Source organism: Burkholderia sp. SIMBA_062 (assembly GCF_046534765.1).
GTDB classification, from domain to species: domain Bacteria; phylum Pseudomonadota; class Gammaproteobacteria; order Burkholderiales; family Burkholderiaceae; genus Burkholderia; species Burkholderia ambifaria.
In genome coordinates this window covers 1-26,422 of record NZ_JAWRYD010000051.1, presented here as the reverse complement: position 1 = coordinate 26,422, position 26,422 = coordinate 1, and the positions used below count along the sequence as shown (strand labels likewise).

Here is a 26,422-nt window from a genome sequence, read left to right as displayed (position 1 = left end):
CGTCACGACTTTCCATTCCGCCGCTAGTTTGCGCGAATGGAGTCGTCATTTACAAGGCCCGGAGATGAAAATCCCTTCGAAGTGGTTGATAGTTAAGGGTTTTCCCGCACTATCGGAGCAATTAAATCATTTCTCTTTTAAGCGTTCGCTACATTGTGGAATTTCGATGCGCTGCCGCAAATCCGTCGTTCAGACCGGATTATGAATATCGATAAAAAGGTGTTCGATATCGAATTCCTCGGACAAGTGACGCCCCAGCGCCTGGATTCCGTAGCGCTCGGTTGCGTGGTGCCCTGCCGCAACGAACGCGACGCCGCTCTCGGCGGCCGCGTGCGTGACGGATTCCGACACCTCCCCCGTCAGGAACACGTCGGCGCCAGCATCGATCGCGGCATCGAAATAGCTTTGCGCGGCGCCGGTGCACCACGCGATGCGGCGCAGCTGCATGTCCGCATCGCCGAGCACGAGCGGCGTGCGGCCGAGCGTGCGCTCGACCTTCGCGACGAAGTGCTCGAGCGTGACGGGCATCGGCAGCGTCGCCATCCAGCCGAGGTCGCCGTCGCCGAAACGCTGCTCGCCGATTAGACCGAGCTTCTGGCCGAGTTGCGCATTGTTGCCGAGCTCGGGATGCGCGTCGAGCGGCAGGTGGAACGCGAACAGGTTCAGGTCGTTCGCGAGCAGCAGCTTCAGGCGCTGATACTTGCGGCCCGTGATCTGCGGCGCCTCGTTGCGCCAGAAATAGCCGTGATGGACGAGCACCGCATCCGCCCCCCATTCGAGCGCGGCTTCGAGGAACGCGACCGACGCCGTCACCCCGGTGGCGATCTTCCCGATCTTGCGGCGCCCCTCGACCTGGAGGCCGTTCGGGCAATAGTCCTTGAAGCGCGCGGTTTCAAGGGTATTGTTCAAGTACAATTCAAGTTCGATCCGATCCATATAAACCTCTAATCCATTCAGATGCTTAGACGCTTCTGGCTGTTCTTCGCGCAGGCGGTGACCGTACTGCTCGCGCTGATGTTCATCGTCGTGACGCTCAAGCCGCAATGGCTGCAACGGCAAGGACAGCTCGGCAAGCAGCTCGCCACGCCGATCGTTGCGTTGCGGGAAGTGGCGCCGGGCATCGGCGGCGCGCCGGCGACCACCTCGTACGCCGAGGCCGCGCAAAAGGCGATGCCCGCCGTCGTCAACGTATTCTCCAGCAAGGACGGCTCGCTGCCGCCCGATCCGCGGGCGAAGGATCCGCTGTTTCGCTACTTCTTCGGCGACCGCAACGCACGCAAGCAGCAGGACGAACCGGCCGCCAACCTCGGCTCCGGCGTCATCGTGAGCCCTGAAGGTTACATTCTAACGAACCAGCACGTCGTGGACGGCGCCGACCAGATCGAAGTCGCGCTCGCCGACGGCCGCACCGCCACCGCGAAGGTGATCGGCAGCGACCCCGAAACCGATCTCGCCGTACTGAAGATCAACATGACGAACCTGCCGACGATCACGCTCGGCCGTTCCGACCAATCGCGGGTCGGCGACGTCGTCCTCGCGATCGGCAACCCGTTCGGCGTCGGCCAGACGGTCACGATGGGGATCATCAGCGCGCTCGGCCGCAATCACCTCGGCATCAACACGTTCGAAAACTTCATCCAGACCGACGCGCCGATCAACCCCGGCAACTCGGGCGGCGCGCTGGTCGACGTGAACGGCAACCTGCTCGGCATCAACACGGCGATCTATTCGCGCTCGGGCGGCTCGCTGGGCATCGGCTTCGCAATCCCTGTATCGACCGCGCGCACCGTGCTCGAAAGCATCATCACGACGGGCTCGGTCACGCGCGGCTGGATCGGCGTCGAGCCGCAGGACGTCACGCCGGAAATCGCCGAGTCGTTCGGGCTCCAGCAGAAGTCGGGCGCGATCGTCGCGGGCGTGCTGCAGGGCGGCCCGGCCGACAAGGCCGGCATCAAGCCGGGCGACATCCTCGTGAGCGTGAATGGCGACGAAATCACCGACACAACAAAACTGCTGAACACCGTCGCGCAGATCAAGCCGGGCACGTCGACCAAGGTGCACGTCGTGCGCAAGGGCAAGGAGTTCGACCTGAACGTCGTGATCGGCAAGCGCCCGCCGCCGCCGAAGCAGGCGCTCGACGAACAGGACGGCGACAACGAGTGACATCCGGCCGGCGGCGCGTCTGCGCCGCTTGCACGCAGCAGGGGGAAACGAAAAACCCCCAAGGGCTGGAATGATGTCCAACGCTTGGGGGTCGACTCGATTCGGCTGCCCTTCCGCTTTGCAGCGAAACGCTTTCGTCGCGGTGAAGCCATGTTCCCGCCCGCACCGCCTGCCCTTCCGGCCGCTCGCCGGCTTCGATGTTTTGCCTAAAGGCCGCATCGACGGTGGCCAGCGTGCCGGCCACCGCGCACCGTTTTCCTGCTCAACTGGCGGTGCCGTTCTCCGGCTCGGGTGCTTCCGTCGGCTTCGGCACGAAGAACCGCGCGGCCAGCAGCCCGACCTCGAACAGCACGATGAGCGGCAGCGCGAGCATCAGCTGCGAGAATACGTCCGGCGGCGTGACGACCGCCGCGACGACGAACGCGCCGACGATCACGTACGGCCGCATCTCCTTCAGCTTCTTCAGTGTCAGCACGCCCATCCGGACGAGCAGCACGACGATGATCGGCACCTCGAACGTGACCCCGAATGCGATGAACATCCCGAGCACGAAGCTCAGGTAGTTGTCGATGTCGGTCGACATCTCCGCGCCGAGCGGCGCGTTGTAGTGCGCCATCACGCGGAAGATCGTCGGGAACACGAGGAAGTATGCGAACGCCATCCCGCAGAGGAACAGGAAGTAGCTGCTGCCGACAAGCGGCATGACGAGCCTCTTCTCGTGCTGGTACAGGCCCGGTGCGACGAACGCCCAGATCTGGTACAGCACGATCGGCAACGCGATCACGAGCGCGACGAGCATCGTGACCTTCATCGGCACGAAGAACGACCCGGTGACGTCGGTCACGATCATCCTGCCGCCCTTCGGCAGGTTTTCCATCAGCGGCCGCGCGAGCAGCCGGAAGATGTCGGGCGCCCAGTACACGAGCCCGAGGAACACGACGATCACGGCCAGCCCCGCGCGAATGATGCGATCGCGAAGCTCGACGAGATGGGAAATGAAGGTTTCTTCCGGGGCGTCGCCCGGGTTCTGCTGCGGGTCGCTCACACCGGCCCTCGGTAGGATTGACGAGCGAGCATGCGCTCGGCTCAGAGAAAGCGCGTCGGCCGGCGCAGGCTGGCCGGCTGGTGGCGCGCGACACGCGCGGCGCCCGACTGCACGTGCGTGCGGCGGGTCGTCGCGCGCTTGTACCAGACAGGCATCGCCGCCTGCTTCACACGCCAGTTGCGGCGCTTGCGCGCAAGCGCGGCCGTACTGCCGCGCCACGACGGCGCCGCGGGCGTGTCGGAGCCGTAGGTGCCGGCATCGACCGAGCCTTCGTTAAGACCGCCGACCGCGGAATGCCACGTGTCGTTCAGTTCCTTCTCGTGCTCGCGCAGATTGTCGTGAATCGTCGTCTCGACATTACGCGCGGCCGACTCGAAATCGGTCTTCATCGTCCGCAGCGCGTCGAGTTCGATTTCGCGCGAGACCTCGGACTTCACGTCGTTGATGTACCGCTGCGCGCGGCCGAACAATGCGCCGGCCGTACGCGCGACGCGCGGCAGGCGCTCGGGGCCGAGCACCACGAGCGCGACGACGCCGATCAGCGCCATCTTCGAAAGACCGAGATCCAGCATCGCGTATGCCTGTCAGCTTGCCGGCGTTACGCCTTGTTCGAGTCGGAACGCGTCGTTTCCTTCGCGTTGACGTCGACCGTGCCCGTGCGCGGCAGTTGCTGCGCATCCGCCGGTGTCTCGCCTTCCTTCATGCCGTCCTTGAAGCCCTTCACGGCGCTGCCGAGGTCGTTGCCGATGTTGCGCAGCTTCTTCGTACCGAAAACCAGCGCGACGATCAGCAGCACGATCAGCCAGTGCCAAATGCTCAATCCACCCATGATGAAACCTCTCCTCAACCATGCCGCGTGGCGGCGCAAATCGCCGGCGGCACGCCGGCTTCGACTATCGATGCGGGGAAACGCCCCGCTACGTCAACCCATCCGCAGCCACGGCCGCGGACCGGCCAGGATATGCGCGTGCAGGTGGTAAACCTCCTGCCCGCCGCCGGGGCCCGTGTTGATCACCGTGCGAAAACCGGTTTCGCCGCCCGTGTAGGCCACGCCGAGCTGGTCGGCCAGACGCGCGACGAGCAGCATCAGCCGGCCGAGCATCGGCGCATCGGCCTCGCTCGCCGCCGACAGCGTCGGCAGGTGCCGGCGCGGAATCACCAGCACGTGCGTGTCGGCCGCCGGGCGGATGTCGCGGAACGCGACGAATTCGTCGTCCTCGTGCACCTTCTCGCTCGGGATCTCGCCCGCCGCGATCTTGCAGAACAGGCAATTCGGATCGTGACTCATGTTGCTCCTGCGAAACGCCCCGCGCGCCGGTCAGAACCAGGCCTGCGGATCGAGCGTCTTGTTGTCGTTCAGGTACAGCCAACCCTTGATGATACGGTACAGCGTCCAGATCCACGTGACAAACATGATCGCGAATCCCACCACCACGAACATCAGCGCGAAGCCGATCACGTACGCGATCAGCGCGCGCCAGAACGTGCGGATCTGCCACTCGAAATGGTCGGCGTACGGCGTGCCGGCCACGTCGCCGCGCTTCACGTAGTTGATGATGATCGCGATGATGCCGGTTACGCCGCCCGTCAGCCAATGAATCGCGTAGAGGCCGTACAGCACGTGCGTCAGCGTGCGCAAGCCGTTCAGCCGCTCGGCGTCCGCTGCGCCCGGCAACGACGGCGTCGGAAACTCGCTCGGCGTATCGGTCATGATGCTACCCCCGTTAGATGACAATTCTTACAGCTTACCGCACTGTCGCCGGCGCGGCAGGCCGCGAGCCGTCACCCCCCGTTTTCCTCGCGCTCGCGGCGCTTGCGCAGCGCCTTTTCCTCGATGCCCGACAGCCCTTCGCGGCGCTCGAGCTCGGCGATCACGTCGGCCGGGCTCAGGTCGAAATGCGACAGCATCACGAGGCAGTGGAACCACAGATCGGCCACTTCGCCGACCAGCGCCGCGGGCGCGCCGCCCTGGCGCACGTCCTTCGCGGCCAGCACGACTTCGGTCGCCTCTTCGCCGATTTTCTTCAGCACCGCGTCGTCGCCCTTGTGAAACAGGCGCGATACGTACGATTGATCGGGGTCGCCGCCCTTGCGGCTATCGATCACGGCCGCGAGGCGCAGCAGCGTGTCTTCGGTCGATTGCGTCATTTGTAGATGTGTTCGGGATCTTTCAGCACCGGATCGACCGCGACCCAGTCGCCGCCGTCCACCGTGCCTTCGAATTTCTGGAAGAAGCACGAATGCCGGCCGGTGTGGCATGCGATGCCCGACACCTGCTCGACCTTCAGCAGCACGACGTCCTCGTCGCAGTCGAGCCGCACCTCGTGCACGTGCTGCACGTGGCCCGACTCCTCGCCCTTGAACCACAGGCGCTTGCGCGAGCGCGAATAATAAACCGCGCGCTGCGTCTCGATCGTCTTCGCGAGTGCCTCGCGATTCATCCACGCGAACATCAGCACGTCGTTCGTCGACGCTTCCTGCGCGATCACCGGCACGAGGCCGTTGTCGTCCCAGCGGACCTTGTCGAGCCACGCGGGCAGCGCTTTCGTTTCCGTATTCATCACAGCCTCACCGGGATGCCCTGGTCGGACATGAAGCGCTTCGCCTCGCCGACCGTGTGCTCGCCGTAGTGGAAGATGCTCGCGGCCAGCACCGCGTCGGCGCGGCCGTCCTTGATGCCGTCGGCCAGGTGCTGCAGCGAGCCGACGCCGCCCGACGCGATCACCGGCACCGGCACCGCGTCCGACACGCCGCGCGTGAGCGCGAGGTCGAAGCCCGATTTCGTACCGTCGCGGTCCATGCTCGTGAGCAGGATCTCGCCCGCGCCGAGCTCGGCCATCTTGCGCGCCCATTCGATCGCGTCGAGGCCCGTGTTCTTGCGGCCGCCGTGCGTGAACACTTCCCAGCGCGGCGTCTCGCCGTCGGCCGATACGCGCTTCGCGTCGATCGCGACGACGATGCACTGCGAGCCGTACTTGTCGGCCGCGTCGCGCACGAGCTGCGGGTTCGCGACCGCCGACGAATTCATGCTGACCTTGTCCGCGCCCGCATTCAGCAGGCGCCGCACGTCCTCGACGGCGCGCACGCCGCCGCCAACGGTCAGCGGAATGAACACCTGCGACGCGACGGCTTCGATGATCGGCAGGATCAGGTCGCGCTGGTCGGAGGTCGCGGTGATGTCGAGGAACGTCAGTTCGTCGGCGCCCTGGTCGTCATAGCGGCGGGCGATTTCGACGGGGTCGCCGGCATCGCGCAGCTCGACGAAGTTGACGCCCTTGACGACGCGCCCGGCGGTCACGTCCAGGCAGGGGATGATGCGTTTAGCTAGAGCCATGATGTTGCGCCAAAGGCCGCGATGGGACGGCCGGTTACGGAAGCCTCGCGCGAGGCTTCCGGTCGGGGCCGCCCGCAGGCGGCCCCGGCGAACGGGACAACCGCGCTTACGCGTTGTCGAGTTCGCCGTTCAGTTCGTCCGCGCGCTTTTGCGCGGCCGCGAAATCGAGATCGCCGGAGTAGATCGCACGGCCGCAGATCACGCCTTCGACGCCGTGCTCTTCCACTTCGCACAGGCCATCGATGTCCGAGAGGTTCGACAGCCCGCCGCTGGCGATCACCGGAATGCCGACCGCCTGAGCGAGCTTCACGGTCGCCTCGATATTGATGCCTTGCAGCATCCCGTCGCGGCCGATGTCGGTGTAGACGATCGATTCGACGCCGTAGTCCTCGAACTTCAGCGCGAGATCGATCACTTCGTGGCCCGTCAGCTTGCTCCAGCCGTCGGTAGCGACCTTGCCGTCCTTCGCATCGAGGCCGACGATGATGCTGCCCGCGAACGCGGTGCACGCATCCCGCAGGAAACCCGGGTCCCTCACGGCCGCCGTGCCGATGATCACGTAGGACAGGCCGGCGTCGAGATACTTCTCGACCGTCTCGAGGCTGCGGATGCCGCCGCCGAGCTGTACGGGGATTTCGTCGCCGACCTCGTCGAGGATCGCTTCGATCGCCTCGAGGTTCTTCGGCTTGCCGGCGAATGCGCCGTTCAGGTCGACCAGATGCAGCCGCCGGGCGCCGAGATCGACCCACTTGCGGGCCATCGCCGCCGGGTCCTCGGAGAAAATCGTGGCCTGGTCCATATCGCCCTGTTTGAGGCGCACACACTGACCGTCTTTGAGATCGATGGCCGGAATCAGCAGCATAGCAATCGGGTGTCGTCGTGGAAGAAGAAAAGAATCCGGCGCGCACCGGTCGATCCGGTACCGCGCCGCCTCGCTAGTTTAGTACAACTCTTTCGGCGCTTTCGTGTGCGCGCGTCGTCCGACAGGCCGTTTCGGCCCGCCGACTGTGGCACGCACGCGACGCTCACGGCTTCCAGTGTACGAAGTTGCGATACAGACGCAACCCGACTTCCGCGCTTTTCTCGGGGTGGAATTGGGTCGCGAAGAGGTTGTCCCGCGCGACCGCGGACGTAAACGGCGCGCCGTATGCCGTTTCGCCGACCGTGTGTGCCGGGTTGTCCGGCCTCACGTAATAGCTGTGTACGAAGTAAAAGTACGCGTCGTCGGGCACGCCGTCCCACAGCGGGTGCGGCTGCGACTGGCGCACGCGGTTCCAGCCCATCTGCGGCACCTTGAAGCGCGAGCCGTCATCCTGCAGCCGGCCGTCGAGCTCGAAGCGCACGACCTTGCCGGGCAACAGGCCCAGGCCCTTCGTGTCGCCTTCCGCGCTCCAGTCGAACAGCATCTGCTCGCCGACGCACACGCCGAGCAGCGGCTTCGTGCGCGAGGCCTCGATCACCGCGTCCTGCAGCCCCGATTCGCCGAGGCAGCGCATGCAGTCCGGCATCGCGCCCTGGCCGGGCAGCACGACGCGGTCGGCCGCGCGAATCGCGGCCGGCGTGTCGACGATCGCCACGTCGGCGGCCGGTTCGGCCTTCTTGAGCGCCTGCGCGACCGAGCGCAGGTTGCCCATCCCATAATCCACAATCGCAATCGAAGTTTTCATCTCAGTGCAGGCAGTAGCGCCCTCAGTCCGTTGACGATGAATTCCACCGCCAGCGCCGACAGCATCAAACCCATCAGCCGCGTGGCGATGTTGATGCCGGTGCGGCCGATCCAGTTCGCGATCGGCTCGGCGAGCCGCATCGCGACGAAACACAGAAAAGCCAGGGCCGCGCCGATCGCGACCAGCCCGGCCCGCTCATACCAGTGATGCGAGTTCGCCGCATAGATGATCACCGTGCTGATCGAGCCGGGGCCCGTGAGCAGCGGAATCGCCAGCGGCACGACCGCGATGTTGTCCTTCGACTCGGCCTCGTAGCGCTCCTCCGGCGTCGATCGCGTGTTGCCGATCTGCGCGTTCAGCATGTTGATCGCCATCAGCAGCATGATGATCCCGCCGCCCACTTCGAGCGAGCCGACCGAAATGCCGAAGAAGTCGATGATCTGCTGGCCGAGCAGCGTCGTCACCGTCATCACGCAGAACACCGACACCGACGCGATCCGGATCGTGCGGCGCCGCTCGCCGTCCGTTTGCTGCGCGGTCAGGCTCAGGAAGAACGGCACCGCGCCGACCGGGTTGATCAGCGCCAGCAGCGAAATGAACGATTTGAGCAGATCCATCGCAAGCCGGCGCGTCGCGCCGAAGCCGTGAGGTTGTCCTGGGCGTGCGCCCGTCCGGAAGGTTAGAGGCTGCCCTTCGTCGACGGAATCTGCCCCGCCGCGCGCTCGTCGAGCTCCACCGCCGCACGCAGCGCCCGGCCGAAGGCCTTGAACACCGTTTCGAGCTGATGGTGCGCGTTGATCCCGCGCAGGTTGTCGATATGCAGCGTGACGCCCGCGTGGTTCACGAACCCGCGGAAGAATTCGATCGACAGGTCGACGTCGAACGTACCGATGCGCGCACGCGTGAACGGCACGTGGAATTCGAGACCCGGCCGGCCCGAGAAGTCGATCACGACGCGCGACAGCGCCTCGTCGAGCGGCACGTACGAATGGCCGTAGCGGCGAATGCCCTTCTTGTCGCCGATCGCCTTCGCGACGGCCTGGCCGAGCGTGATACCGACGTCCTCGACCGTGTGGTGGTCGTCGATATGCGTATCGCCATGCGCTTCGACCTCGAGATCGATCAGACCATGGCGCGCGATCTGATCGAGCATATGGTCGAGAAACGGCACGCCGGTGGCCAGCTTCTGCCGGCCCGTACCGTCGAGATCGAGCTTCACACGGATCTGCGTTTCGCTGGTATTGCGAACGACTTCCGCCACACGCATGGCAATTCCTTGATTGAGTCTGATGTAAATGGGGATTGATCGTCGCGCGCCGCCGCGCCCTGGGCTCAACCGGGCAGCGCGAGTTTCAAGGCAGCCAGCAGGCGTGCGTTTTCGTCGGGAGAACCGACGGTCAACCGCACGCATTCGGCCAGCAACGGATGCATTTTACTCACGTTTTTGATCAGCACCCGCTCGGTGAGCAGCGCATCGAACACCGCCGCCGCGTCCGGCACGCGCACCAGCAGGAAATTGCCGGCGCTCGGGAACACCGTCGTGCCCGGCAGCGCGGCCACGGCCTGCGCGAGGCGCGTGCGTTCCGCACGCAGTTCGGCCGCCTGCGCATCGAGCACGTCGAGGTGGTCGAGCAGGAAATCGGCGCTCGCCTGGGTCAGCACGTTGATGTTGTACGGCGGGCGCACCTTGTCGAACTCGGTCAGCCAGGTGGGCAGCCCGGCAAGATAGCCGAGGCGGATGCCGGCCAGGCCGAGCTTCGACACCGTGCGCATCACGACGACGTTGTCGAACTCGGCGGCGCGCGGCAGCCACGAGCGCTCCGCGAACGGCTGATACGCCTCGTCGATCACGATCAGGCTGTGTTGCGCGGCCGCGATGATCCGCTCGACGTCGGCTTCGTCGTACAGCGTGCCGGTCGGGTTGTTCGGGTACGCGAGATAGACGAGCGCGGGCCGGTGCTCGGCGATTGCCGCGATCATCGCGTCGGCGTCGAGCGTCAGGTCTTCCTTGAGCGGCACGCCGACGAATTCGAGCTGCGCGAACTTCGCGGACAACTCGTACATCACGAAGCCCGGCACCGGCGCGAGCACCTTCGCGCCCGGCTTCGCGCATGCCACCGACATCATGCTGATGATTTCGTCCGAGCCGTTGCCGAGCAGCACGTCGCACGCGGCCGGCACGCCCATCGCGCGGCGCAGCTTGTCGAGCAGCGCACCGGGGCGCGGCGCCGGGTAGCGGTTCAGCGCGACCTGCGCGAGGCGCTCGCCGAGCGCGGCCGCCAGCGGCGCGGGCAGCGAATACGGGTTCTCCATCGCGTCGAGCTTCACGAAGCCGCTCGCGTCGGGCACCGGGTAGCTCGTCATCGCGAGCACGTCGCGGCGGATGATATCTTGGGGCGTCGTCATGGTGTCAAGCCGGCGTGCTTCGCGCCGGCGTCAAATGGTCTCGGCACGGCGGCGGCTGCCGCCCTGCGCGCAGGTCTCCTCGTCGACCGCGGCCGGTGCGTCGGCGCCGGCCGCGGCGCGGGTCATCCCTTCATCCGGAGCTCGGCGCTGCGCGCGTGCGCCTGCAGCCCTTCCCCGTACGCGAGCTCGGATGCGATTTCGCCGAGCGTCTGCGCGCCTTCGGCGCTGACTTCGATCAGGCTCGAGCGCTTGATGAAGTCGTACACGCCGAGCGGCGACGAGAAGCGCGCGGTGCGCGACGTCGGCAGCACGTGGTTCGGGCCCGCGCAGTAGTCGCCGAGGCTTTCGCTCGTGTAGCGGCCGAGGAAGATCGCGCCGGCGTGGCGGATCTGCTGGCCCCATTGCTGCGGCTCCAGCGCGGAAATCTCGAGGTGCTCGGGCGCGATGTCGTTCGCGATCCGGCACGCTTCGGTCATGTCGCGCACCTTGATCAGCGCGCCGCGGCCTTCGAGCGACGCACGGATCACCTCCCGGCGCGGCATCGACGGCAGCAGCTCGTCGATCGCCTTCTCGACGCGCTCGAGGAACGCGGCGTCCGGGCACAGCAGGATCGACTGCGCGAGCTCGTCGTGTTCGGCCTGCGAGAACAGGTCCATCGCGACCCAGCTCGGATCGGTCGTGCCGTCGCACAGCACGAGGATTTCCGACGGGCCGGCGATCATGTCGATGCCGACCGTGCCGAACACGCGGCGCTTCGCCGATGCGACGTACGCATTGCCCGGCCCGCAGATCTTGTCGACCGCCGGCACCGTGGCCGTGCCGTACGCGAGTGCGCCGACCGCCTGCGCGCCGCCGATCGTGAACACGCGATCGACGCCGCCGAGCAGCGCCGCGGCGAGCACGAGATCGTTCTTCACGCCGTCCGGGGTCGGCACGACCATCACGATCTCGCCGACACCCGCGACACGCGCGGGAATCGCGTTCATCAGCACCGACGACGGATAGGCGGCCTTGCCGCCCGGCACGTACAGGCCGACGCGGTCGAGCGGCATGACCTTCTGGCCGAGCACCGTGCCGTCGCTTTCCGTGTATTGCCAGCTATGCGTGCCGCACTCGATCTTCTGCTTCTCGTGGTACGCACGCACGCGTGCGGCGGCCGCTTCCAGCGCCGCGCGCGCCTTCGGCGCGAGGCCGTCGAGCGCCGTCTGCAGCGCGTCCTGCGGCAGTTCGAGCGCGGCGACGCTGCTCGCGTCCAGCCGGTCGAAGCGGTTCGTGTACTCGAGCACCGCGGCGTCGCCGCGCGACTTCACGTCGGCGAGGATCTTCGCGACCGATTGCTCGATCGCTTCGTCCTCGCTCGCCTCGAACGCGAGCACCGCGCGCAGCGCGGCGCCGAAGCCGTCGCTGGTCGAATCGAGTTTGCGGATGGTGATGGCCATGGGAGTTCCGTTACGGTGATGCGCTCAATTGCCATTCTGCGACGCGCGTTCGAACGCGTCGAGAATCGGCTTGAGCGCCGCGCGCTTCAACTTCAGCGCAGCCTGGTTCACGACGAGGCGCGACGAGATCGCCATGATCTCCTCGACCTCGACCAGATTGTTCGCCCTCAGCGTGCCGCCCGAGCTGACGAGGTCGACGATCGCGTCGGCCAGCCCGACCAGCGGCGCCAGCTCCATCGAGCCGTACAGCTTGATCAGGTCGACGTGCACGCCCTTCGCGGCGAAGTGTTCGCGCGCCGTTTCGACGTACTTGGTCGCGACCCGCAGGCGCGCGCCCTGGCGCACCGCGTTCGCGTAGTCGAAGCCGGCCGGCACGGCCACCGACATCCGGCAGCGTGCAATGTTCAGATCGATCGGCTGGTACAGGCCCGAGCCGCCGTGCTCGACCAGCACGTCCTTGCCGGCCACGCCGAAATCGGCCGCGCCGTATTCGACATAGGTCGGCACGTCGCTCGCGCGCACGATGATCACGCGCAGGTTCGGATCGGTCGTCGGCAGGATCAGCTTGCGCGACGTTTCCGGATCCTCGGCCACCTGCACGCCGGCGGCGGCCAGCAGCGGCAGGGTTTCCTCGAAAATCCGGCCCTTCGACAGGGCGAGGGTCAGCGGCGCGGTCATGCTTGGCTCCCGGAGAGGCGGCGCACGTTCGCGCCGACGGCGGTCAGTTTGGATTCCATGCGGTCGTAGCCGCGGTCCAGGTGATAGATGCGGTCGACGAGCGTTTCGCCTTCGGCGCGCAGGCCGGCGATCACGAGGCTCGCCGATGCGCGCAGGTCGGTCGCCATCACGTTCGCGCCGGACAGCTTGTCGACACCCGTCACGAGCGCCGTGTTGCCGTCGATCGTGATGTTCGCGCCGAGCCGGTTCAGCTCCTGCACGTGCATGAAGCGGTTCTCGAAGATGGTCTCGACGATCTGCGCGGTGCCCGTCGCGACCGAATTGAGGGCCATGAACTGCGCCTGCATGTCGGTCGGGAACGCCGGATATTCCGACGTGCGGATCGTCACCGCCGACGGCCGGCGGTCCATCCGCACGCGCAGCCAGCTGTCGCCTTCCTCGATCGACACGCCGGCCTCGCGCAGCTTGTCGATCACCGCGTCGAGGATGTGCGGGCGCACGCCCGTCAGCAGCACGTCGCCGCCGGCCGCCGCGACCGCGCACAGGAACGTGCCGGCCTCGATGCGGTCGGGAATCACCGAATGGCGCGCGCCGTGCAGCCGCTCGACGCCCTGGACCACCAGGCGATCGGTGCCGATGCCGGCGATTTTCGCGCCCATCGCGACCAGCAAGTGGGCGAGATCGCTCACTTCCGGCTCGCGCGCCGCGTTCTCGATCACCGTCTCGCCGTCGGCCAGCGTCGCGGCCATCAGCAGGTTTTCCGTGCCCGTCACAGTGATCATGTCGGTCACGATGCGCGCGCCCTTCAGGCGCTTCGCGCGCGCTTCGATGAAACCGTGCTCGATGCTGATCTCGGCGCCCATCGCCTGCAGGCCCTTGATGTGCTGGTCGACCGGACGCGCGCCGATCGCGCAGCCGCCCGGCAGCGACACCTTCGCCTCGCCGAAGCGCGCGAGCAGCGGCCCGAGCACGAGAATCGACGCGCGCATCGTCTTGACGAGCTCGTACGGCGCGACGAGGTTGTCGACGCGCGACGCGTCGAGCTGCACGCGGCAGCCGTCGGTTTCGCTCTTCACGCCCATCTGGTTCAGCACCTTCAGCGTGGTGCGCACGTCCTTCAGGTTCGGCACGTTGTCGAGCTCGACCGGCTCGGCGCTGAGCAGCCCCGCGCACAGGATCGGCAGCGCCGCATTCTTCGCGCCCGACACGACGATCTCGCCCGAGAGGCGGCGACCGCCCTCGACCACCAGCTTGTCCATCCCGTGTCCCTGCGATTCCCCGTTGGCGGCCGGGTGTGCCGTGGCGACGCTCTGGACGGCGTCGCGCTCGTTGACGGTGACTTGCACTCAGTGATTCCGGTTATGCGTTCTGCCATTCGGCGGGCGTCAGCGTCTTCATGCTGAGCGCGTGAATTTCCTGTTTCATGCGATCGCCGAGCGCCGCATAGACGAGCTGGTGCCGCTGGATCGGCCGCTTGCCTTCGAAGGCCGCCGACACGATCGTCGCGAAGAAATGCTGGCCGTCGCCTTCGACTTCCAGATGAGTGCAGGCGAGACCGCCGGCGATGTATTGCTTGACCTGTTCGGGAGTCGGCAACATGAGGGGCTCCTGTGGGCGCGCGCCGCCCGTGGGCGGCCGCTGCCCGTCGATATCAATGACGCAGTTTGTAGCCGGTCGCGAGCAGCCGCATCGCGAAGATCGCGAGCAGCACGAAGAAACCGGTGACGATCGCGAGGCTCGCGAGCGGGTTGATGTCGGACGCGCCGAAGAACCCGTAACGGAAGCCGTCGATCATGTAGAAAAACGGGTTGAGACGCGAGATCTCGCGCCACACGGGCGGCAGCGAGTGCGTCGAATAGAACACGCCGGACAGGAACGTCAGCGGCATGATCAGGAAGTTCTGGAACGCGGCGAGCTGGTCGAACTTCTCGGCCCAGATGCCGGCGATCAGCCCCAGCGTGCCGAGGATCGCCGAGCCGAGGAGCGCGAACGCGATGATGAACAACGGCGCCGCGAAATGCATCGGGACAAACCAGATCGTCACGACGAACACGCCCGCGCCGACCGCGAGGCCGCGCACGACGGACGCGAGCACGTAGGCGCCGAAGATGTCGCGGTACGACAGCGGCGGCAGCAGCATGAACACGAGGTTGCCGGTGATCTTCGACTGGATCAGCGATGACGAGCTGTTCGCGAACGCGTTCTGCAACACGCTCATCATCACGAGGCCGGGCACGAGAAAGCTCACGTACTCGACGCCCGGATACACCTCGACGCGGCCCGACAGCGCGTGGCCGAAGATCGTCAGATACAGCAGCGCCGTCACGATCGGCGCGCACACCGTCTGGAACGACACCTTCCAGAACCGCAGCAGTTCCTTGTAGAACAGCGTCCGAAACCCGCTTCCCGCCACGACGGCAGGCTCGGGCGTTTGCACGGAACGGGGAGGCCGCGCCTCCCCGGGCGAACGCAGTTCGCGTGTGGGTTGTTGATTCATGCCAGCCCCTCGATCACCTCGGCCCCGTTCATCACCTGGACGAACACATCTTCGAGGTCGGCCTTGCGGACCTCGATCTCGTCGAACGTGCAGCCCGCCGCGCGACACTGCGCGAGGATGCGCTCGACATCGTCGTAGTTCGTCAAACGCAGCAGGTGCTCGCCCGGCGCGCGCGCGGCCGGATCGGTCTCCAGCCCTCGCAGCTCGGCCGGCAGCGCGCCGGTCGCGAACCGCAGGTACAGCTGCAGCCCCGCGAAGCGGCGCAGCAGCGCGTCGGTGCGGTCGAGCGCGACGACTTCACCGCGACGCAGCATCGCGATGCGGTCGCACAGCGACTCGGCTTCCTCGAGGTAATGGGTGGTCAGGACGATCGTGTGGCCCTCGCGGTTCAGCCGCGAGATGAATTTCCACAGTGTCTGGCGCAGTTCGACGTCGACGCCGGCGGTCGGCTCGTCGAGCACGATCACGGGCGGCCGGTGCACGAGCGCCTGCGCGACCAGCACGCGGCGCTTCATCCCGCCCGACAGCGCGCGCATGTTCGCGTCGGCCTTCTCGGTGAGGTCGAGATTGGCCATCACTTCGTCGATCCAGTCGTCGTTGCGGCGCAGCCCGAAATAGCCGGACTGGATCCGCAGCGTCTCGCGAACGGTGAAGAACGGGTCGAACACGAGTTCCTGCGGCACGACGCCGAGCGCGCGGCGCGCGCCCCGGAAGTCCTTGACGACGTCGTGGCCGAGCACCGAGATACTGCCTTCATCGGCCCGGGCGAGCCCGGCGAGGATACTGATGAGCGTGGTCTTGCCTGCGCCGTTCGGGCCGAGCAGACCGAAAAACTCGCCTTCCTCGACCGACAGGCTGACGCCCTTGAGCGCCTGAAGCGATTTGTAGCGCTTCTTGACGTGACGGATTTCTATGGCTGACATGACTGTGCGCGACGCCAGGGCCGCGACGCCTATTCTGTGCTTGCTGGGATGAAAATGGGGGCCGGACGCCGATTGGCTGCCCCGCAAAACGCTTGATTATAGGGCAAACCGGCTGGTGGGGCCGGCGCTGAAGGCGCGCGGCCTGAAGCGTGCGCGCGCCGGCTGGCGCGGCAGGCTTCGGTCGGACAGGGTCAATGTCGCCCGGTGCCTTCGATGAGCGCGTCGACGCCGTAGGCGTTCGCGAGGCTGGCGAGCTTCGGGGGGAGATTGAGGATGTCGAGGGTCGCGCCGCGCGCTTTCGCGGCGCGTTGCCATGCGAGCAGCACGGCGAGCGCGGACGAGTCGAACTGCGTCAGCGCCGCGCAATCGACGGCGGTGGCCCCCGCATCGATGCGCGCGAGACCGTCCGCGAGCGCGGACTTCGCGCTCGCGACGGTCAGCGAGGAGCCGGCTGCGAAGCCGCTCACGAAGCTTGCTTGCCCGCGGCAAGTTCCTGGTTGCGCTGCGTGAGGAACTTGATCAGGCCGTCCACGCCGCTTTGCTGGATCTTCTCGTTGAACTGCTGCTGGTACGTCTGGATCAGCCACGCGCCGAGCACGTTCAGGTCATACACCTTCCAGCCGTTGGCCGTCTTGTACAGGCGGTAGTCGATCTGGACCGGCTGGCCGTTGTTCAGCGCGACCGTCTTCACGACGACGTCGGTGTCGGCCGGATCGGCGCGGAACGGCGGGTACTGGATCTGCTGGTCCGGCTTCAGCTGCGCGAGCGCGCCCGAATACGTGCGGATCAGCAGCAGCTTGAACTGCTCCTGAACCTGCTGCTGCTGCTCGGCCGACGCCGCGCGCCAGTTGCGGCCCATCGCGAGCTGCGTGGTGCGACGGAAATCGGTGTACGGCAGGATGTCCTTGTTGACGATCGTGATGATGCGGTTGGTGTCGCCCTGCTTGATCGTCTGCTGCTTGACCTCGTCGAGCACCTGCTGGGTCGCCGTCTTGATCAGCGCCTGCGGGTTCGACTGGTCGACTTGCGCGTGAACTGCGCTGCCGAACGAGAACAGCGCCGCGAAAACGGGAATCAGGAACAGTTTTTTCATCATAGTGACCTGCATGAAGAGTCGATCCGGAGGTTGGAGCCGGTAGCTTACGCGCAAGTTCGCGAACGCTACCGACTGAATCGTTTCCGGCTGTAACGAATGTAAGTTGATCAGCGCAGCCGGATGCTCGGGAAGCGGAACCCGCCCGGCGACGGCGGCGCCACCTGCATCGGCGGCACGTGCGTTTCGCTGGCCGGGTTCGGCGATTCGGCCGTGCCCGAAGCCGGTGCGGCCACCGCCGCGCCCGATGCGCCCGCCGGCGCCGTCCCACCACCCACCGCTGCCGCGCCCGCCGTGCCGGCCGCGCCCGCCGCCGGTGCCGCGCCGTCGTCCGGCAGCTCGTACTTCGGCAGCGCGTCGTTGCTCGTCGTCGCGGCGGCCTCGCCGCGCGCGTTGCTGATCAGCATCTGGCGGCGTTGCAGGTACGCGTTACGTACGAACGAATACTTGTCGAGCGCCGCGGCGTCCAGCACGTCGCCCGCGCCCAGCAGGTTCGCACGCGTGTTGACGAGATTCACGCCGAACAGGCCCCAGCTCAGGCCGTCCGGCTTCACGTACGTGAGCGGGTTGCCGACGTAGTCGACGCCCAGGCCTGCCGTGTCGCGCAGCGTGCTCGGCCCGAGCAGCGGCAGCACGAGGTACGGGCCCGACGGCACGCCGTAGCGGCCCATCGTGATCCCGAAGTCGGCCGTGTGCTTCGGCAGTTTCGCGATCGTCGCGACGTCGAACAGGCCGCCGACGCCGAACACCGTGTTGATCACGACGCGCATGATGTCGCCGACGCCGTCCGCGATCCGCAGCTGGACGATGTTGTTCGCCGCGATGTAGACGTCGCCGATGTTCGAAAAGAAGTTCGTCACGCTGTCGCGCACCGGCTGCGGCACCACGTACTGGTAGCCCTTCGCGACCGGCTTCAGCGCATACGTGTCGACCGTGTCGTTGAACGTGTACATCGACCGGTTGAAACCTTCGAGCGGATCGCCCTTGGTCGGCGTCTGCACGGTCGCGCAACCGCTCAACGCGGCGACTGTCGCCACCGCGAGCGCGGCGTGCCTGATGCGGATCGTCTGCATGGTCATTCCCTCTTGTCTTTCTCTCGTGTGGTTATTGGGCAGCCGAGCCGGACACCGCGGACGCCGGCACCGCGACCGGTGCGGGCGCGGCCGGTGCTGCCGGTGCAGCGGACGCGCCGGATGCCGGCTTCGCGCCGCCCGCGTCGGCCGCCTTGCTGTACAGGAACTGGCCGATCAGATTCTCGAGCACGATCGCCGACTGCGTCATCGTGATCGTATCGCCCGACTTCAGCATTTCGGTGTCACCGCCCGGATCGAGGCCGATGTATTGCTCGCCGAGCAGGCCGGACGTCAGGATCTTCGCCGACGAATCCTTCGGGAACGGGTATTGGCCGTCGACGTCGATCGTCACGAGCGCCTGATACGTATTGCTGTCGAAGCCGATCGCCTTCACGCGGCCGACCACGACGCCCGCGCTCTTCACGGCCGCGCGCGGCTTCAGCCCGCCGATGTTGTCGAATTTCATCCTCACCGAGTAGGTGGGCTGAAACGACAGCGAGCTCATGTTGCCGACCTTGAGCGCCAGGAACAGCACCGCAAGGAAGCCCACCACCACGAACAGGCCGACCCAGAAGTCGAGAGCAGTCTTTTTCATCGTCATCCCAAAATTTGGCTTAGCTGAACATCAGCGCGGTCAGCAGGAAATCGAGGCCGAGTACGGCGAGCGACGCGAATACGACCGTCTTGGTCGTCGCGCGCGACACGCCCTCGGGCGTGGGCTTCGCTTCATACCCTTGAAACAGTGCAATGAAGGTCACGGCGAACCCGAACACGATGCTCTTGATCACGCCGTTGCCGACGTCGGCCCACACCTGGACCCCGCCCTGCATCTGCGACCAGAACGCGCCCGGATCGACGCCGATCAGCACGACGCCGACGAAATACCCGCCGAGCACGCCGACCGCGTTGAAGATCGCGGCGAGCAGCGGCATCGCGATGATGCCGGCCCACAGGCGCGGCGCGATCACCGTCTTGACCGGGTCGACGGCCATCATTTCGAGCGCGGTGAGCTGCTCGCCGGCCTTCATCAGGCCGATCTCGGCCGTGAGCGACGTGCCCGCGCGGCCAGCGAACAGCAGCGCGGTCACGACCGGGCCGAGCTCGCGCACGAGCGACAGCGCGACCAGCAGGCCGAGCGCCTGCTCGGACCCGTAGCGGTTCAGCGTGTAGTAGCCCTGCAGGCCGAGCACGAAGCCGACGAACAGGCCCGACACGGCAATGATCACGAACGAATAGTTGCCGAGGAAGTGGATCTGCTTCGTGACCAGCCGCGGCCGGCGCAGCAGCGGGAAGAATTCCAGCACGAGGCGCACGAACAGCCGCGTGCCGTAGCCCGCGCGCTCGAGGCCGCCGATGACGTAACGTCCGATCGCGCTGATCATGCGCGCCCTCCGCCGAGCCCGAAATCCGCTGCCAGCGGCGGGCTCGTGTAATGAAATTTGAACGGGCCGTCCGGCGCGCCGTCGATGAACTGCCGCACGCTCGGCTCGGTCGACGCGCGCAGCTCCGCGGGCGTACCCTGCGCGAGCACGCCGCCGTTGGCCAGAAAATACACGTAATCGGCGATCGCGAAGGATTCCGGCACATCGTGCGTGACGAGGATCGACGTTGCGCCGAGCGCCTGGTTCAGCGTGCGGATCAGATTCGCCGTGATGCCGAGCGAGATCGGATCGAGGCCCGCGAACGGCTCGTCGTACATGATGAGCTGCGGATCGAGCGCGATCGCGCGCGCGAGCGCGATGCGGCGCGCCATCCCGCCCGACACCTCGGAGGGCATCAGGTCGCGCGCGCCACGCAGCCCGACCGCGTTGAGCTTCATCAGCACGAGGTCGCGGATCAGGTCTTCGGGCAGGTCGGTGTGTTCGCGCAGCGCGAACGCGACGTTCTCGAACACCGACATGTCGGTGAACAGCGCGCCGAACTGGAACAGCATGCCCATCTTGCGGCGCAGCGCGTACAGGCCGTCGCGCGTCTGCGCGCCAACATCGGCGCCGTCGAACAGCACCTGGCCGCGGCGCGCGCGCACCAGGCCGCCGATCAGGCGCAGCACGGTCGTCTTGCCGCAACCCGACCCGCCCATGACGGCGACGACCTGGCCGCGCCCGAAGCGCAGGTTCAGGTTCGACAGGACGAGGCGCTCGCCATAGCCAAAGTCGACGTCGCGAAGTTCCAGCAGAGTCTCGGTAGGAGGGGGGCTCACGGAGCTGACAGTCCTTTAAGCAGAACGCCGAATTATAGGGCCTGCATTGGAATGATGTCGTGACGCCGTTCCGGGCCCTGCGGTCAATGATTGTCAAATTGTCGGGCAAAACATTGCTGCAACGCAACAACCGCCGCTCGGCAATCGATGGCGTCCGTGATCGCACTGACGACCGCGACGCTGCCGACGCCCGTCGCGAGCACGTCAGGCAACGCGTCGAGGCCCACGCCGCCGATCGCGACGAGCGGCGCCCGCGCCCCCGCGAAGCGCGCATAGCGGGCGATCCGCGCGAGCCCCTGCGGCGGCGCCGCGACCGCCTTGGTCGCGGTCGCATACACGGGACCGAGCGCGAGATAGCTCGGGCGCTCGTGCAACGCGCGCAACATCTCGTAATAGCCGTGGCTCGACAGCCCGAGCCGCAGGCCGGCGCGCGCGATCGCGGCCAGCTCGGCCGTCTCCAGGTCTTCCTGTCCCAGATGTACGCCGTACGCCCCCTCTTCTACCGCGATCTGCCAGTGATCGTTGATGAACACGCGCGCATCGGGATAGCCGCGCCCAGTCGCCACCGCGCGCGCGATTTCGCGGCGCAATGCGGCGGGGTCGGCGCCTTTCACGCGCAGCTGCACGGTCCGCGCGCCGCAATCGAGCACGCGCTCGACCCATTCGGCGTTTGGGACGACCGGATAGAGGCCGAGTTGCGCGGGGCACGGCGGGAATGCGGGCTCCGGCGCGGCGGCCAGGCCGGCGACGCGGGGAAATCGCGCGGCATCGACCGGCCACGCATCCGCGCCGCGCATTTCGTCGCCGTCACGCCACGCCAGCGCGAGCACCAGTGCGTCGATCGGCGCGAAACCGCAATCGACGAACGCGGCCAGTGCCGCGATCCAGTCGTCGGCGAGCGGATGCGCGGCTTCCAGCGCGTGGCGCACGCCCGCGGCATGCAGCGTCGCGCCGTGCTCGTCGAACTCGATCGCGACCGCATGCGGCGCTGCAGGGCGCGATGCGGCCGACGCGCGCGCCTGCGCGGCACGGTCGCCGGCCGACACGATCAGCACGTCGCCGTCGACCGGCACGTCGGGCGCCGCGACGCACAGCCGCCACGGTGTCGTGCCGGCCGGCCAGTCGCCCAGGCGGGCGCGAATCCGCTCGGCCGCTTCGGCCAGTTCGTCGGCCGGCGGCCAGAACGCATCGGCGAAGCGCGCGCTCATGCGCCGCCCCCGTCCTGGTGCCAGAACGGCATCCCGACGACCGGCGTGCTCGCGTGCGCGGTCTCGCGCGCATCCATCGGCCCGGCGAGGTAAGCCGCACGGCCGGCCTCGACACCCTGCGCGAATGCACGCGCCATGATCTCCGGATGCGTGGCCTGCGACACGGCGGTGTTCAGCAGCACGCCGTCGAAGCCCCACTCCATCACCTGGCACGCATGCGACGGCACGCCGAGCCCCGCGTCGACGATCAGCGGCACGTCCGGCAGCCGCTCGCGCAGCACGCGCAGCCCGTACGGGTTCACCACGCCCTTGCCGGTGCCGATCGGCGCGCCCCACGGCATCAGCGCCTCGCAGCCGACGTCGAGCAGGCGCCGGCCGATCACGAGATCCTCGGTGCAGTACGGCAGCACCTTGAAGCCGTCCTTGACCAGTTGCGCGGCCGCCTCGATCAGCCCGACCGGGTCGGGCTGCAGCGTGTAGTCGTCGCCGATCAGCTCGAGCTTGATCCAGTCGGTCTCGAAGACCTCGCGCGCCATGTGCGCGGTCGTCACCGCCTCGGCGACGGTCTGGCAACCGGCCGTGTTCGGCAGCAGCGGCACCGCGTGACGCTTGAGCAGATCGAAGAAGCCGGCTTCGGCGGTGCCGCCCGTCATCTGGCGGCGCAGCGCGACCGTCACCATGCCGGGACGCGACGCCGCGATCGAATCGGACAGCGACTGCAGCGACGGATAGCGCGACGTGCCGAGCAGCACGCGGCTTGCGAAGGTTTCGCCGTACAGCGTCAGCGCGTCGGCGGAAGTGAGGGACGTCATGTCGTTTTCCTGGAAGAGCGGGGGCGAACCGGCGGCGCTCAGCCGCCCGCGACGGGGTGCACCACGTCGAGCTTGTCGCCCGTCGCGAGCGCGCGCGCCGCATGCTGGGTGCGCGCGACGAAATTGCCGTTCAGCGCGACCGCGTACGGCGGACGCGCGCCGAACGCGACGAGCGCGTCGGCCACCGTCGCGTCGTCGGGCAGCGTCAGGGTCTGTTGGTTGATCTGGATGTCCATGAGGCTTGATCGAATTCGGTCGGCGGCGCGCATCAGGCCGGCTGGCGCGCGTCGTCGCGGTGATGAAGGAGCGCCGGCCAGCGCGCGGCATCGCGCCACGCGGTGAACGCATCGGCATCGGCGAATGCGCCGCCGAGCGCGGCCTGCGCGAACGCGACCGCCGCATGCGCGACTTCCGGCGCGATCATGAAGCCGTGCCGGTACAGGCCGTTGACGGCGAGCGTCGTCGCGCCGTCCCAGATCACCGCCGGGCGGTGGTCGGGCAGCGTCGGGCGGCACTGCGCATTGAGTTCGAGGATGCGCGCCTCGCCGAACGCCGGGTGCACGGAGAAGGCCGCGCTCAGCAGTTCGAGCGCGGAGCGCACGCTGACGGGCGACATGTCCTCGCCCTCCACCTCGGTCGCGCCGATCACGTACAGGTCGTCCTGTTTCGGCGCGATGTACAGCGGATAGCGCGGATGCAGCAGCCGCACGGGCCGCGTGAGCCCGATGCCCGGCGCGTGCACCCGCGCGACTTCGCCGCGGATGCCGCGCAGCGCGGGCAGCGCGGCTTTCGCGCCGAGGCCGCGGCAATCGATCGTGAAATGTGCGTCGGGCCGGTTCGCGTCGTCGATCGTCGCGTGCCAGTGCAGCTCGACGCCGCGCTGCGCGAGGCCCGCCGCCAGCGCGCGCAGCGCCTGCCGGTTGTCGAGCTGCCCTTCGCGCGGCAGCAGCAGGCCGCGCGCGAAGCGCCCCGCGAGCGCGGGCTCGGCCGCGTCGACCTGCGCGCCGGCCAGCGTGACGAAGCCGCCGTCGAACAGTTCGACCGGCGCGTTCGCGCGCACGCGTCGCTCGAACAGCGGCGCCTCCGCCCGATCCGCGTGATGCCAGACGACGAGCGTGCCGTGATGCTGGAAGAACACCGGTTCGGGCAGTTCCGCGAGCCACTGCGGCCAGCGCGCGAGCGACGCGGCGCCGAGCTCGGTGATCAGCAGCTCGGCACTCGCCGCCTCGGCGAGCGGCGCGAGCATCGCGGCCGCGATCCACGCGGCCGACTGCTCGCCGTCCGGGCCACCACGCTCGTACAGCGCGACGCGATGCCCGTCGCCCGCGAGCCGCCAGGCGATCAGACGGCCGACGAGGCCGCCGCCGAGCACCGCGAAATCCGGCCGTGAAGTATGGACGTTCATCGCGCGCCCTCCCCGCGAACTGCGCGGGGCCGTGCGACGAACGTCGACGCGCGCGCGCCGTCCCGTGCCAACGCACGCGACAGCGGATCGGGAACAGCGCAAAAGACTGAAGATTGAGCGGTCATCATTCCTTCCGTAACGCGCAACGCGCGTACCCAAAAGGACGAAACCGGCAGCAAAGGCCGGCCGGGCGGGACTCGGGCGCTGACCATGTGGGATGGCGGCCAGCGCGGCCCGGCGGGATCAGAAACTTCCCTCGCCGGTATTACCCGGATCGGGTGCGAAGGGTCTTTCTCAGCCTCGCCGCGTCGCCCGGAATTAACCGTCGGCCGCGCTCGAAGCACCCCTGTTTCGTCGTCGGCCATTAGACCATAAAAGCGGAAAGCGCCGCAAACTGTCCCCCTTGCGGCAAATTCGCCGTCGCGCTGCGCCGCTCTGGCACAATGCCCGCAGGCCGGCCGCGCGAGCGGCCGGTTGCCGCGTCACCGCCGGCCCTTAAGCGCCGTTTAAGACGCGCGGGCGACCATCCGTGCGCCCGCCGTCAGTCGGCGCCGCGCCCCGGCATGCCGTATCGCGGCGCGCGCCCGGCTTCGCCCGGCCCGCGCGCCGGCTACTCATCAGGAAGCACATGACCCAATCGATCGATCCCGTCCGCTCCGCCTCCGACGCGCCGCAGGACGAGCGCCCGGTATCCGCATGGAGCCTCATCAAGCCCTACTGGGTGTCGTCCGAATGGAAAACCGCGTGGGGATTGCTCGTCACGATCATCGTGATCAATCTCTGCGTCGTCTGGATCAACGTCAAGCTCAACAAGTGGAACGCGCAGTTCTACAACGCACTGCAGTCGAAGAACGTCCACGACTTCCCGAACCTGCTGATGCAGTTCTCGGCACTCGCGTTCGGCTTCATCATCCTCGCGGTGTACGGCCGCTACCTGCGGCAGATGCTCGGGTTCCGCTGGCGCCAGTGGCTCACCGACCGGTTTCTCGGCCAGTGGCTCGGCGATCGCGCGTTCTACCGGATCGAACGCGACCGCCTCGCCGACAACCCCGACCAGCGGATCACCGACGACCTCCAGTCGTTCGCGACGACGACGCTCGCGCTGTCGCTCGATCTGCTGTCGACGGTCGTCACGCTCGTGTCGTTCATTACGATCCTGTGGTCGCTCGCCGGCGCGCTGACGCTCTCGCTCGGCGCGACGCCGATCACGATCCCCGGCTACATGGTGTGGGCGGCCGCGCTGTACGCGGTGGTCGGCTCGCTGATCATCCAGAAGGTCGGCCACCCGCTCGTGTCGATCAACTACCAGCAGCAGCGCGTCGAGGCCGATTTCCGCTTCGGGCTGATCCGCGTGCGCGAGAATGCCGAGCAGATCGCGTTCTACGACGGCGAGAAAACCGAGACCCACAACGCGCAGAGCCTGTTCATGCGCATTCGCGACAACTGGTGGCGCGTGATGAAGTACACGAAGCGCCTCACGTTCGTGCTGAGCTTCTACGGGCAGATCGCGATCATCTTCCCGCTCGTCGTCGCCGCGCCGCGCTATTTCGCGGGCGCGTTCTCGTTCGGCGTGCTGATGCAGATCTCGTCCGCGTTCGGCACCGTCAGCGATTCGTTCTCGTGGTTCATCAACAGTTACTCGACCCTCGTCGAATGGCGCGCCACCGTCAACCGTCTGCGCGAATTCAAGCGCGTGATGGGAACGTCGCACCTGAAGGAAAGCCTGTCGCCGGCAACCGAGCACGGCGGCATCAACCTGCACTACGTCGATGCCGCGAAGCTGTCGACGTCGTCGCTGAAGCTCGCGCTGCCGAACGGCACCGCGCTCGCGAACATCGGCAACCTGACGATCGAACCCGGCTCGCGCTGGCTCGTGATCGGCAAGTCGGGTTCCGGCAAGAGCACGTTCATGCGCGCGCTGGCGGGCCTGTGGCCGTTCGGCGACGGCGCGATCGATGCGCCGGTCGGCGCGCGGATGATGTTCGTGCCGCAGACGAGCTATTTGCCGATCGGCACGCTGAAGGCCGCGCTCACCTATCCGGCCGCGCCCGACGCGTTCACCGACGACGCGTGCCGCGACGCGCTGCGCGCGTGCCGCCTCGAAGACTACGTCGGGCGCCTCGACGAGACCGGCCACTGGACGCGCGTGCTGTCGCCCGGTGAGCAGCAGCGTCTCGCCGGCGCGCGTGTGCTGTTGCACAAGCCGGACTTCCTGTTCCTCGACGAAGCGACGAGCGCGCTCGACGCAGACAACGAAGCGCGGCTCTATCACCTGTTCGCCGAACGGCTGCCGAAGGCCGCGATCGTCAGCATCGCCCATCGCGAGTCGCTGGCCGCGTTCCACGTCGGCATGATCAACGTCGAACGCGCGACCGACACCGACAAGGTCGCCGCGTAACCGCAAATCGGGATAGGGGCGGTCAGATAAACTGACCGATCCCCTCCCACACCACCCGGCATGCGGGTCCGCACCGGGCGG

Annotated in this window: 32 protein-coding genes and 1 riboswitch; of the genes, 2 read left to right on the top strand and 30 right to left on the bottom strand. The window is 67.3% G+C overall.

What is annotated here, in order from left to right; genetic code table 11:
• Nucleotides 1–189: 189 nt before the first annotated feature.
• On the bottom strand, nt 190–936 hold the full coding sequence (locus tag SB786_RS33455; RefSeq protein ID WP_410731185.1) for a Nif3-like dinuclear metal center hexameric protein: 747 nt from the start codon (nt 934–936) through the stop codon (nt 190–192).
• A 21-nt stretch (nt 937–957) separates the two neighbouring features.
• Between SB786_RS33455 and SB786_RS33450 the strand changes: the two genes are divergently transcribed.
• Nucleotides 958–2,163 carry a Do family serine endopeptidase gene (locus SB786_RS33450; protein WP_410731184.1) on the top strand — a complete coding sequence of 402 codons (1,206 nt, stop codon included), beginning with the start codon at nt 958–960 and terminating at the stop codon, nt 2,161–2,163.
• Between the two features lie 262 nt (nt 2,164–2,425).
• Here the strand turns inward: SB786_RS33450 and tatC are convergent, their stop codons facing one another.
• The 29 genes from tatC to SB786_RS33305 form a co-directional block, all read right to left on the bottom strand.
• Complete coding sequence (tatC, locus tag SB786_RS33445; RefSeq protein ID WP_410731183.1) at nt 2,426–3,208, bottom strand: twin-arginine translocase subunit TatC; 783 nt, start codon at nt 3,206–3,208, stop codon at nt 2,426–2,428.
• A gap of 41 nt (nt 3,209–3,249) precedes the next feature.
• Nucleotides 3,250–3,780 (bottom strand): Sec-independent protein translocase protein TatB, encoded by a 531-nt coding sequence (gene tatB, locus SB786_RS33440; protein ID WP_006751794.1) that lies wholly within the window; start codon nt 3,778–3,780, stop codon nt 3,250–3,252.
• Nucleotides 3,781–3,806: 26 nt separating this feature from the next.
• Nucleotides 3,807–4,037: a Sec-independent protein translocase subunit TatA gene (tatA, locus tag SB786_RS33435; protein ID WP_006751795.1), complete on the bottom strand. Its 231-nt coding sequence runs from the start codon at nt 4,035–4,037 to the stop codon at nt 3,807–3,809.
• A 93-nt stretch (nt 4,038–4,130) separates the two neighbouring features.
• On the bottom strand, nt 4,131–4,496 hold the full coding sequence (locus SB786_RS33430; RefSeq protein ID WP_410731182.1) for a histidine triad nucleotide-binding protein: 366 nt from the start codon (nt 4,494–4,496) through the stop codon (nt 4,131–4,133).
• A gap of 30 nt (nt 4,497–4,526) precedes the next feature.
• A complete protein-coding gene (locus SB786_RS33425) occupies nt 4,527–4,919 on the bottom strand; it encodes a DUF4870 family protein (protein WP_410731181.1) in 393 nt (130 codons plus the stop codon).
• Between the two features lie 71 nt (nt 4,920–4,990).
• Complete coding sequence (locus SB786_RS33420; protein WP_059499734.1) at nt 4,991–5,356, bottom strand: phosphoribosyl-ATP diphosphatase; 366 nt, start codon at nt 5,354–5,356, stop codon at nt 4,991–4,993.
• Nucleotides 5,353–5,769: a phosphoribosyl-AMP cyclohydrolase gene (hisI, locus tag SB786_RS33415; RefSeq protein WP_006751799.1), complete on the bottom strand. Its 417-nt coding sequence runs from the start codon at nt 5,767–5,769 to the stop codon at nt 5,353–5,355. The genes SB786_RS33420 and hisI overlap by 4 nt, the downstream gene beginning before the upstream one ends.
• On the bottom strand, nt 5,769–6,542 hold the full coding sequence (hisF, locus tag SB786_RS33410) for an imidazole glycerol phosphate synthase subunit HisF (RefSeq protein ID WP_006751800.1): 774 nt from the start codon (nt 6,540–6,542) through the stop codon (nt 5,769–5,771). The genes hisI and hisF overlap by 1 nt, the downstream gene beginning before the upstream one ends.
• Nucleotides 6,543–6,648: 106 nt before the next feature.
• The gene (hisA, locus tag SB786_RS33405) at nt 6,649–7,404 is read right to left on the bottom strand and encodes a 1-(5-phosphoribosyl)-5-[(5-phosphoribosylamino)methylideneamino]imidazole-4-carboxamide isomerase (RefSeq protein WP_410731180.1); all 756 of its coding nucleotides are present in this window, start codon (nt 7,402–7,404) and stop codon (nt 6,649–6,651) included.
• A gap of 163 nt (nt 7,405–7,567) precedes the next feature.
• Nucleotides 7,568–8,209 carry an imidazole glycerol phosphate synthase subunit HisH gene (hisH, locus tag SB786_RS33400; protein WP_006757059.1) on the bottom strand — a complete coding sequence of 214 codons (642 nt, stop codon included), beginning with the start codon at nt 8,207–8,209 and terminating at the stop codon, nt 7,568–7,570.
• A complete protein-coding gene (locus tag SB786_RS33395; RefSeq protein ID WP_006751803.1) occupies nt 8,206–8,826 on the bottom strand; it encodes a YchE family NAAT transporter in 621 nt (206 codons plus the stop codon). The genes hisH and SB786_RS33395 overlap by 4 nt, the downstream gene beginning before the upstream one ends.
• Before the next feature lie 62 nt (nt 8,827–8,888).
• Nucleotides 8,889–9,476, bottom strand: coding sequence for an imidazoleglycerol-phosphate dehydratase HisB (gene hisB / locus SB786_RS33390; protein ID WP_006751804.1), 588 nt, complete (start codon nt 9,474–9,476; stop codon nt 8,889–8,891).
• A 65-nt stretch (nt 9,477–9,541) separates the two neighbouring features.
• Nucleotides 9,542–10,615: a histidinol-phosphate transaminase gene (gene hisC / locus SB786_RS33385; protein WP_175741628.1), complete on the bottom strand. Its 1,074-nt coding sequence runs from the start codon at nt 10,613–10,615 to the stop codon at nt 9,542–9,544.
• A gap of 122 nt (nt 10,616–10,737) precedes the next feature.
• Nucleotides 10,738–12,054 (bottom strand): histidinol dehydrogenase, encoded by a 1,317-nt coding sequence (gene hisD / locus SB786_RS33380; protein WP_006757056.1) that lies wholly within the window; start codon nt 12,052–12,054, stop codon nt 10,738–10,740.
• 24 nt (nt 12,055–12,078) lie between these two features.
• Nucleotides 12,079–12,732, bottom strand: a complete 654-nt coding sequence (gene hisG, locus SB786_RS33375) for an ATP phosphoribosyltransferase (RefSeq protein ID WP_410731179.1) — start codon at nt 12,730–12,732, stop codon at nt 12,079–12,081.
• Nucleotides 12,729–14,078 carry a UDP-N-acetylglucosamine 1-carboxyvinyltransferase gene (murA, locus tag SB786_RS33370; RefSeq protein WP_410731178.1) on the bottom strand — a complete coding sequence of 450 codons (1,350 nt, stop codon included), beginning with the start codon at nt 14,076–14,078 and terminating at the stop codon, nt 12,729–12,731. Before murA ends, hisG begins: the two co-directional genes overlap by 4 nt.
• A gap of 13 nt (nt 14,079–14,091) precedes the next feature.
• A complete protein-coding gene (locus tag SB786_RS33365; protein ID WP_006477131.1) occupies nt 14,092–14,331 on the bottom strand; it encodes a BolA family protein in 240 nt (79 codons plus the stop codon).
• A gap of 52 nt (nt 14,332–14,383) precedes the next feature.
• Complete coding sequence (locus SB786_RS33360) at nt 14,384–15,229, bottom strand: ABC transporter permease (RefSeq protein ID WP_410731177.1); 846 nt, start codon at nt 15,227–15,229, stop codon at nt 14,384–14,386.
• A complete protein-coding gene (locus SB786_RS33355; protein WP_410731176.1) occupies nt 15,226–16,152 on the bottom strand; it encodes an ABC transporter ATP-binding protein in 927 nt (308 codons plus the stop codon). Before SB786_RS33355 ends, SB786_RS33360 begins: the two co-directional genes overlap by 4 nt.
• 191 nt (nt 16,153–16,343) lie before the next feature.
• Nucleotides 16,344–16,619 (bottom strand): lipid asymmetry maintenance protein MlaB, encoded by a 276-nt coding sequence (locus SB786_RS33350; RefSeq protein ID WP_006751811.1) that lies wholly within the window; start codon nt 16,617–16,619, stop codon nt 16,344–16,346.
• Nucleotides 16,616–17,245, bottom strand: coding sequence for a phospholipid-binding protein MlaC (locus SB786_RS33345; protein ID WP_126228776.1), 630 nt, complete (start codon nt 17,243–17,245; stop codon nt 16,616–16,618). The genes SB786_RS33350 and SB786_RS33345 overlap by 4 nt, the downstream gene beginning before the upstream one ends.
• Before the next feature lie 110 nt (nt 17,246–17,355).
• Complete coding sequence (locus SB786_RS33340) at nt 17,356–18,318, bottom strand: VacJ family lipoprotein (RefSeq protein ID WP_410731199.1); 963 nt, start codon at nt 18,316–18,318, stop codon at nt 17,356–17,358.
• Between the two features lie 31 nt (nt 18,319–18,349).
• Nucleotides 18,350–18,919, bottom strand: a complete 570-nt coding sequence (mlaD, locus tag SB786_RS33335) for an outer membrane lipid asymmetry maintenance protein MlaD (protein ID WP_228906615.1) — start codon at nt 18,917–18,919, stop codon at nt 18,350–18,352.
• 13 nt (nt 18,920–18,932) lie between these two features.
• Entirely contained in the window at nt 18,933–19,700 is a 768-nt protein-coding gene (mlaE, locus tag SB786_RS33330; RefSeq protein ID WP_006762098.1) for a lipid asymmetry maintenance ABC transporter permease subunit MlaE, read from the bottom strand.
• The gene (locus SB786_RS33325) at nt 19,697–20,518 is read right to left on the bottom strand and encodes an ABC transporter ATP-binding protein (protein ID WP_410731175.1); all 822 of its coding nucleotides are present in this window, start codon (nt 20,516–20,518) and stop codon (nt 19,697–19,699) included. Before SB786_RS33325 ends, mlaE begins: the two co-directional genes overlap by 4 nt.
• A gap of 83 nt (nt 20,519–20,601) precedes the next feature.
• Nucleotides 20,602–21,726: a thiamine phosphate synthase gene (gene thiE / locus SB786_RS33320; protein WP_410731173.1), complete on the bottom strand. Its 1,125-nt coding sequence runs from the start codon at nt 21,724–21,726 to the stop codon at nt 20,602–20,604.
• Entirely contained in the window at nt 21,723–22,538 is an 816-nt protein-coding gene (locus SB786_RS33315) for a thiazole synthase (protein ID WP_006755423.1), read from the bottom strand. The genes thiE and SB786_RS33315 overlap by 4 nt, the downstream gene beginning before the upstream one ends.
• A gap of 38 nt (nt 22,539–22,576) precedes the next feature.
• Nucleotides 22,577–22,774, bottom strand: coding sequence for a sulfur carrier protein ThiS (gene thiS, locus SB786_RS33310; RefSeq protein ID WP_410731172.1), 198 nt, complete (start codon nt 22,772–22,774; stop codon nt 22,577–22,579).
• A gap of 32 nt (nt 22,775–22,806) precedes the next feature.
• On the bottom strand, nt 22,807–23,943 hold the full coding sequence (locus SB786_RS33305; protein ID WP_410731171.1) for an FAD-dependent oxidoreductase: 1,137 nt from the start codon (nt 23,941–23,943) through the stop codon (nt 22,807–22,809).
• Nucleotides 23,944–24,177: 234 nt separating this feature from the next.
• Nucleotides 24,178–24,301, bottom strand: a riboswitch (TPP riboswitch).
• A gap of 270 nt (nt 24,302–24,571) precedes the next feature.
• Here SB786_RS33305 and SB786_RS33300 point away from each other — a divergent pair.
• Nucleotides 24,572–26,341: an ABC transporter ATP-binding protein/permease gene (locus SB786_RS33300; protein ID WP_410731170.1), complete on the top strand. Its 1,770-nt coding sequence runs from the start codon at nt 24,572–24,574 to the stop codon at nt 26,339–26,341.
• The last annotated feature ends 81 nt before the right edge of the window (nt 26,342–26,422 follow it).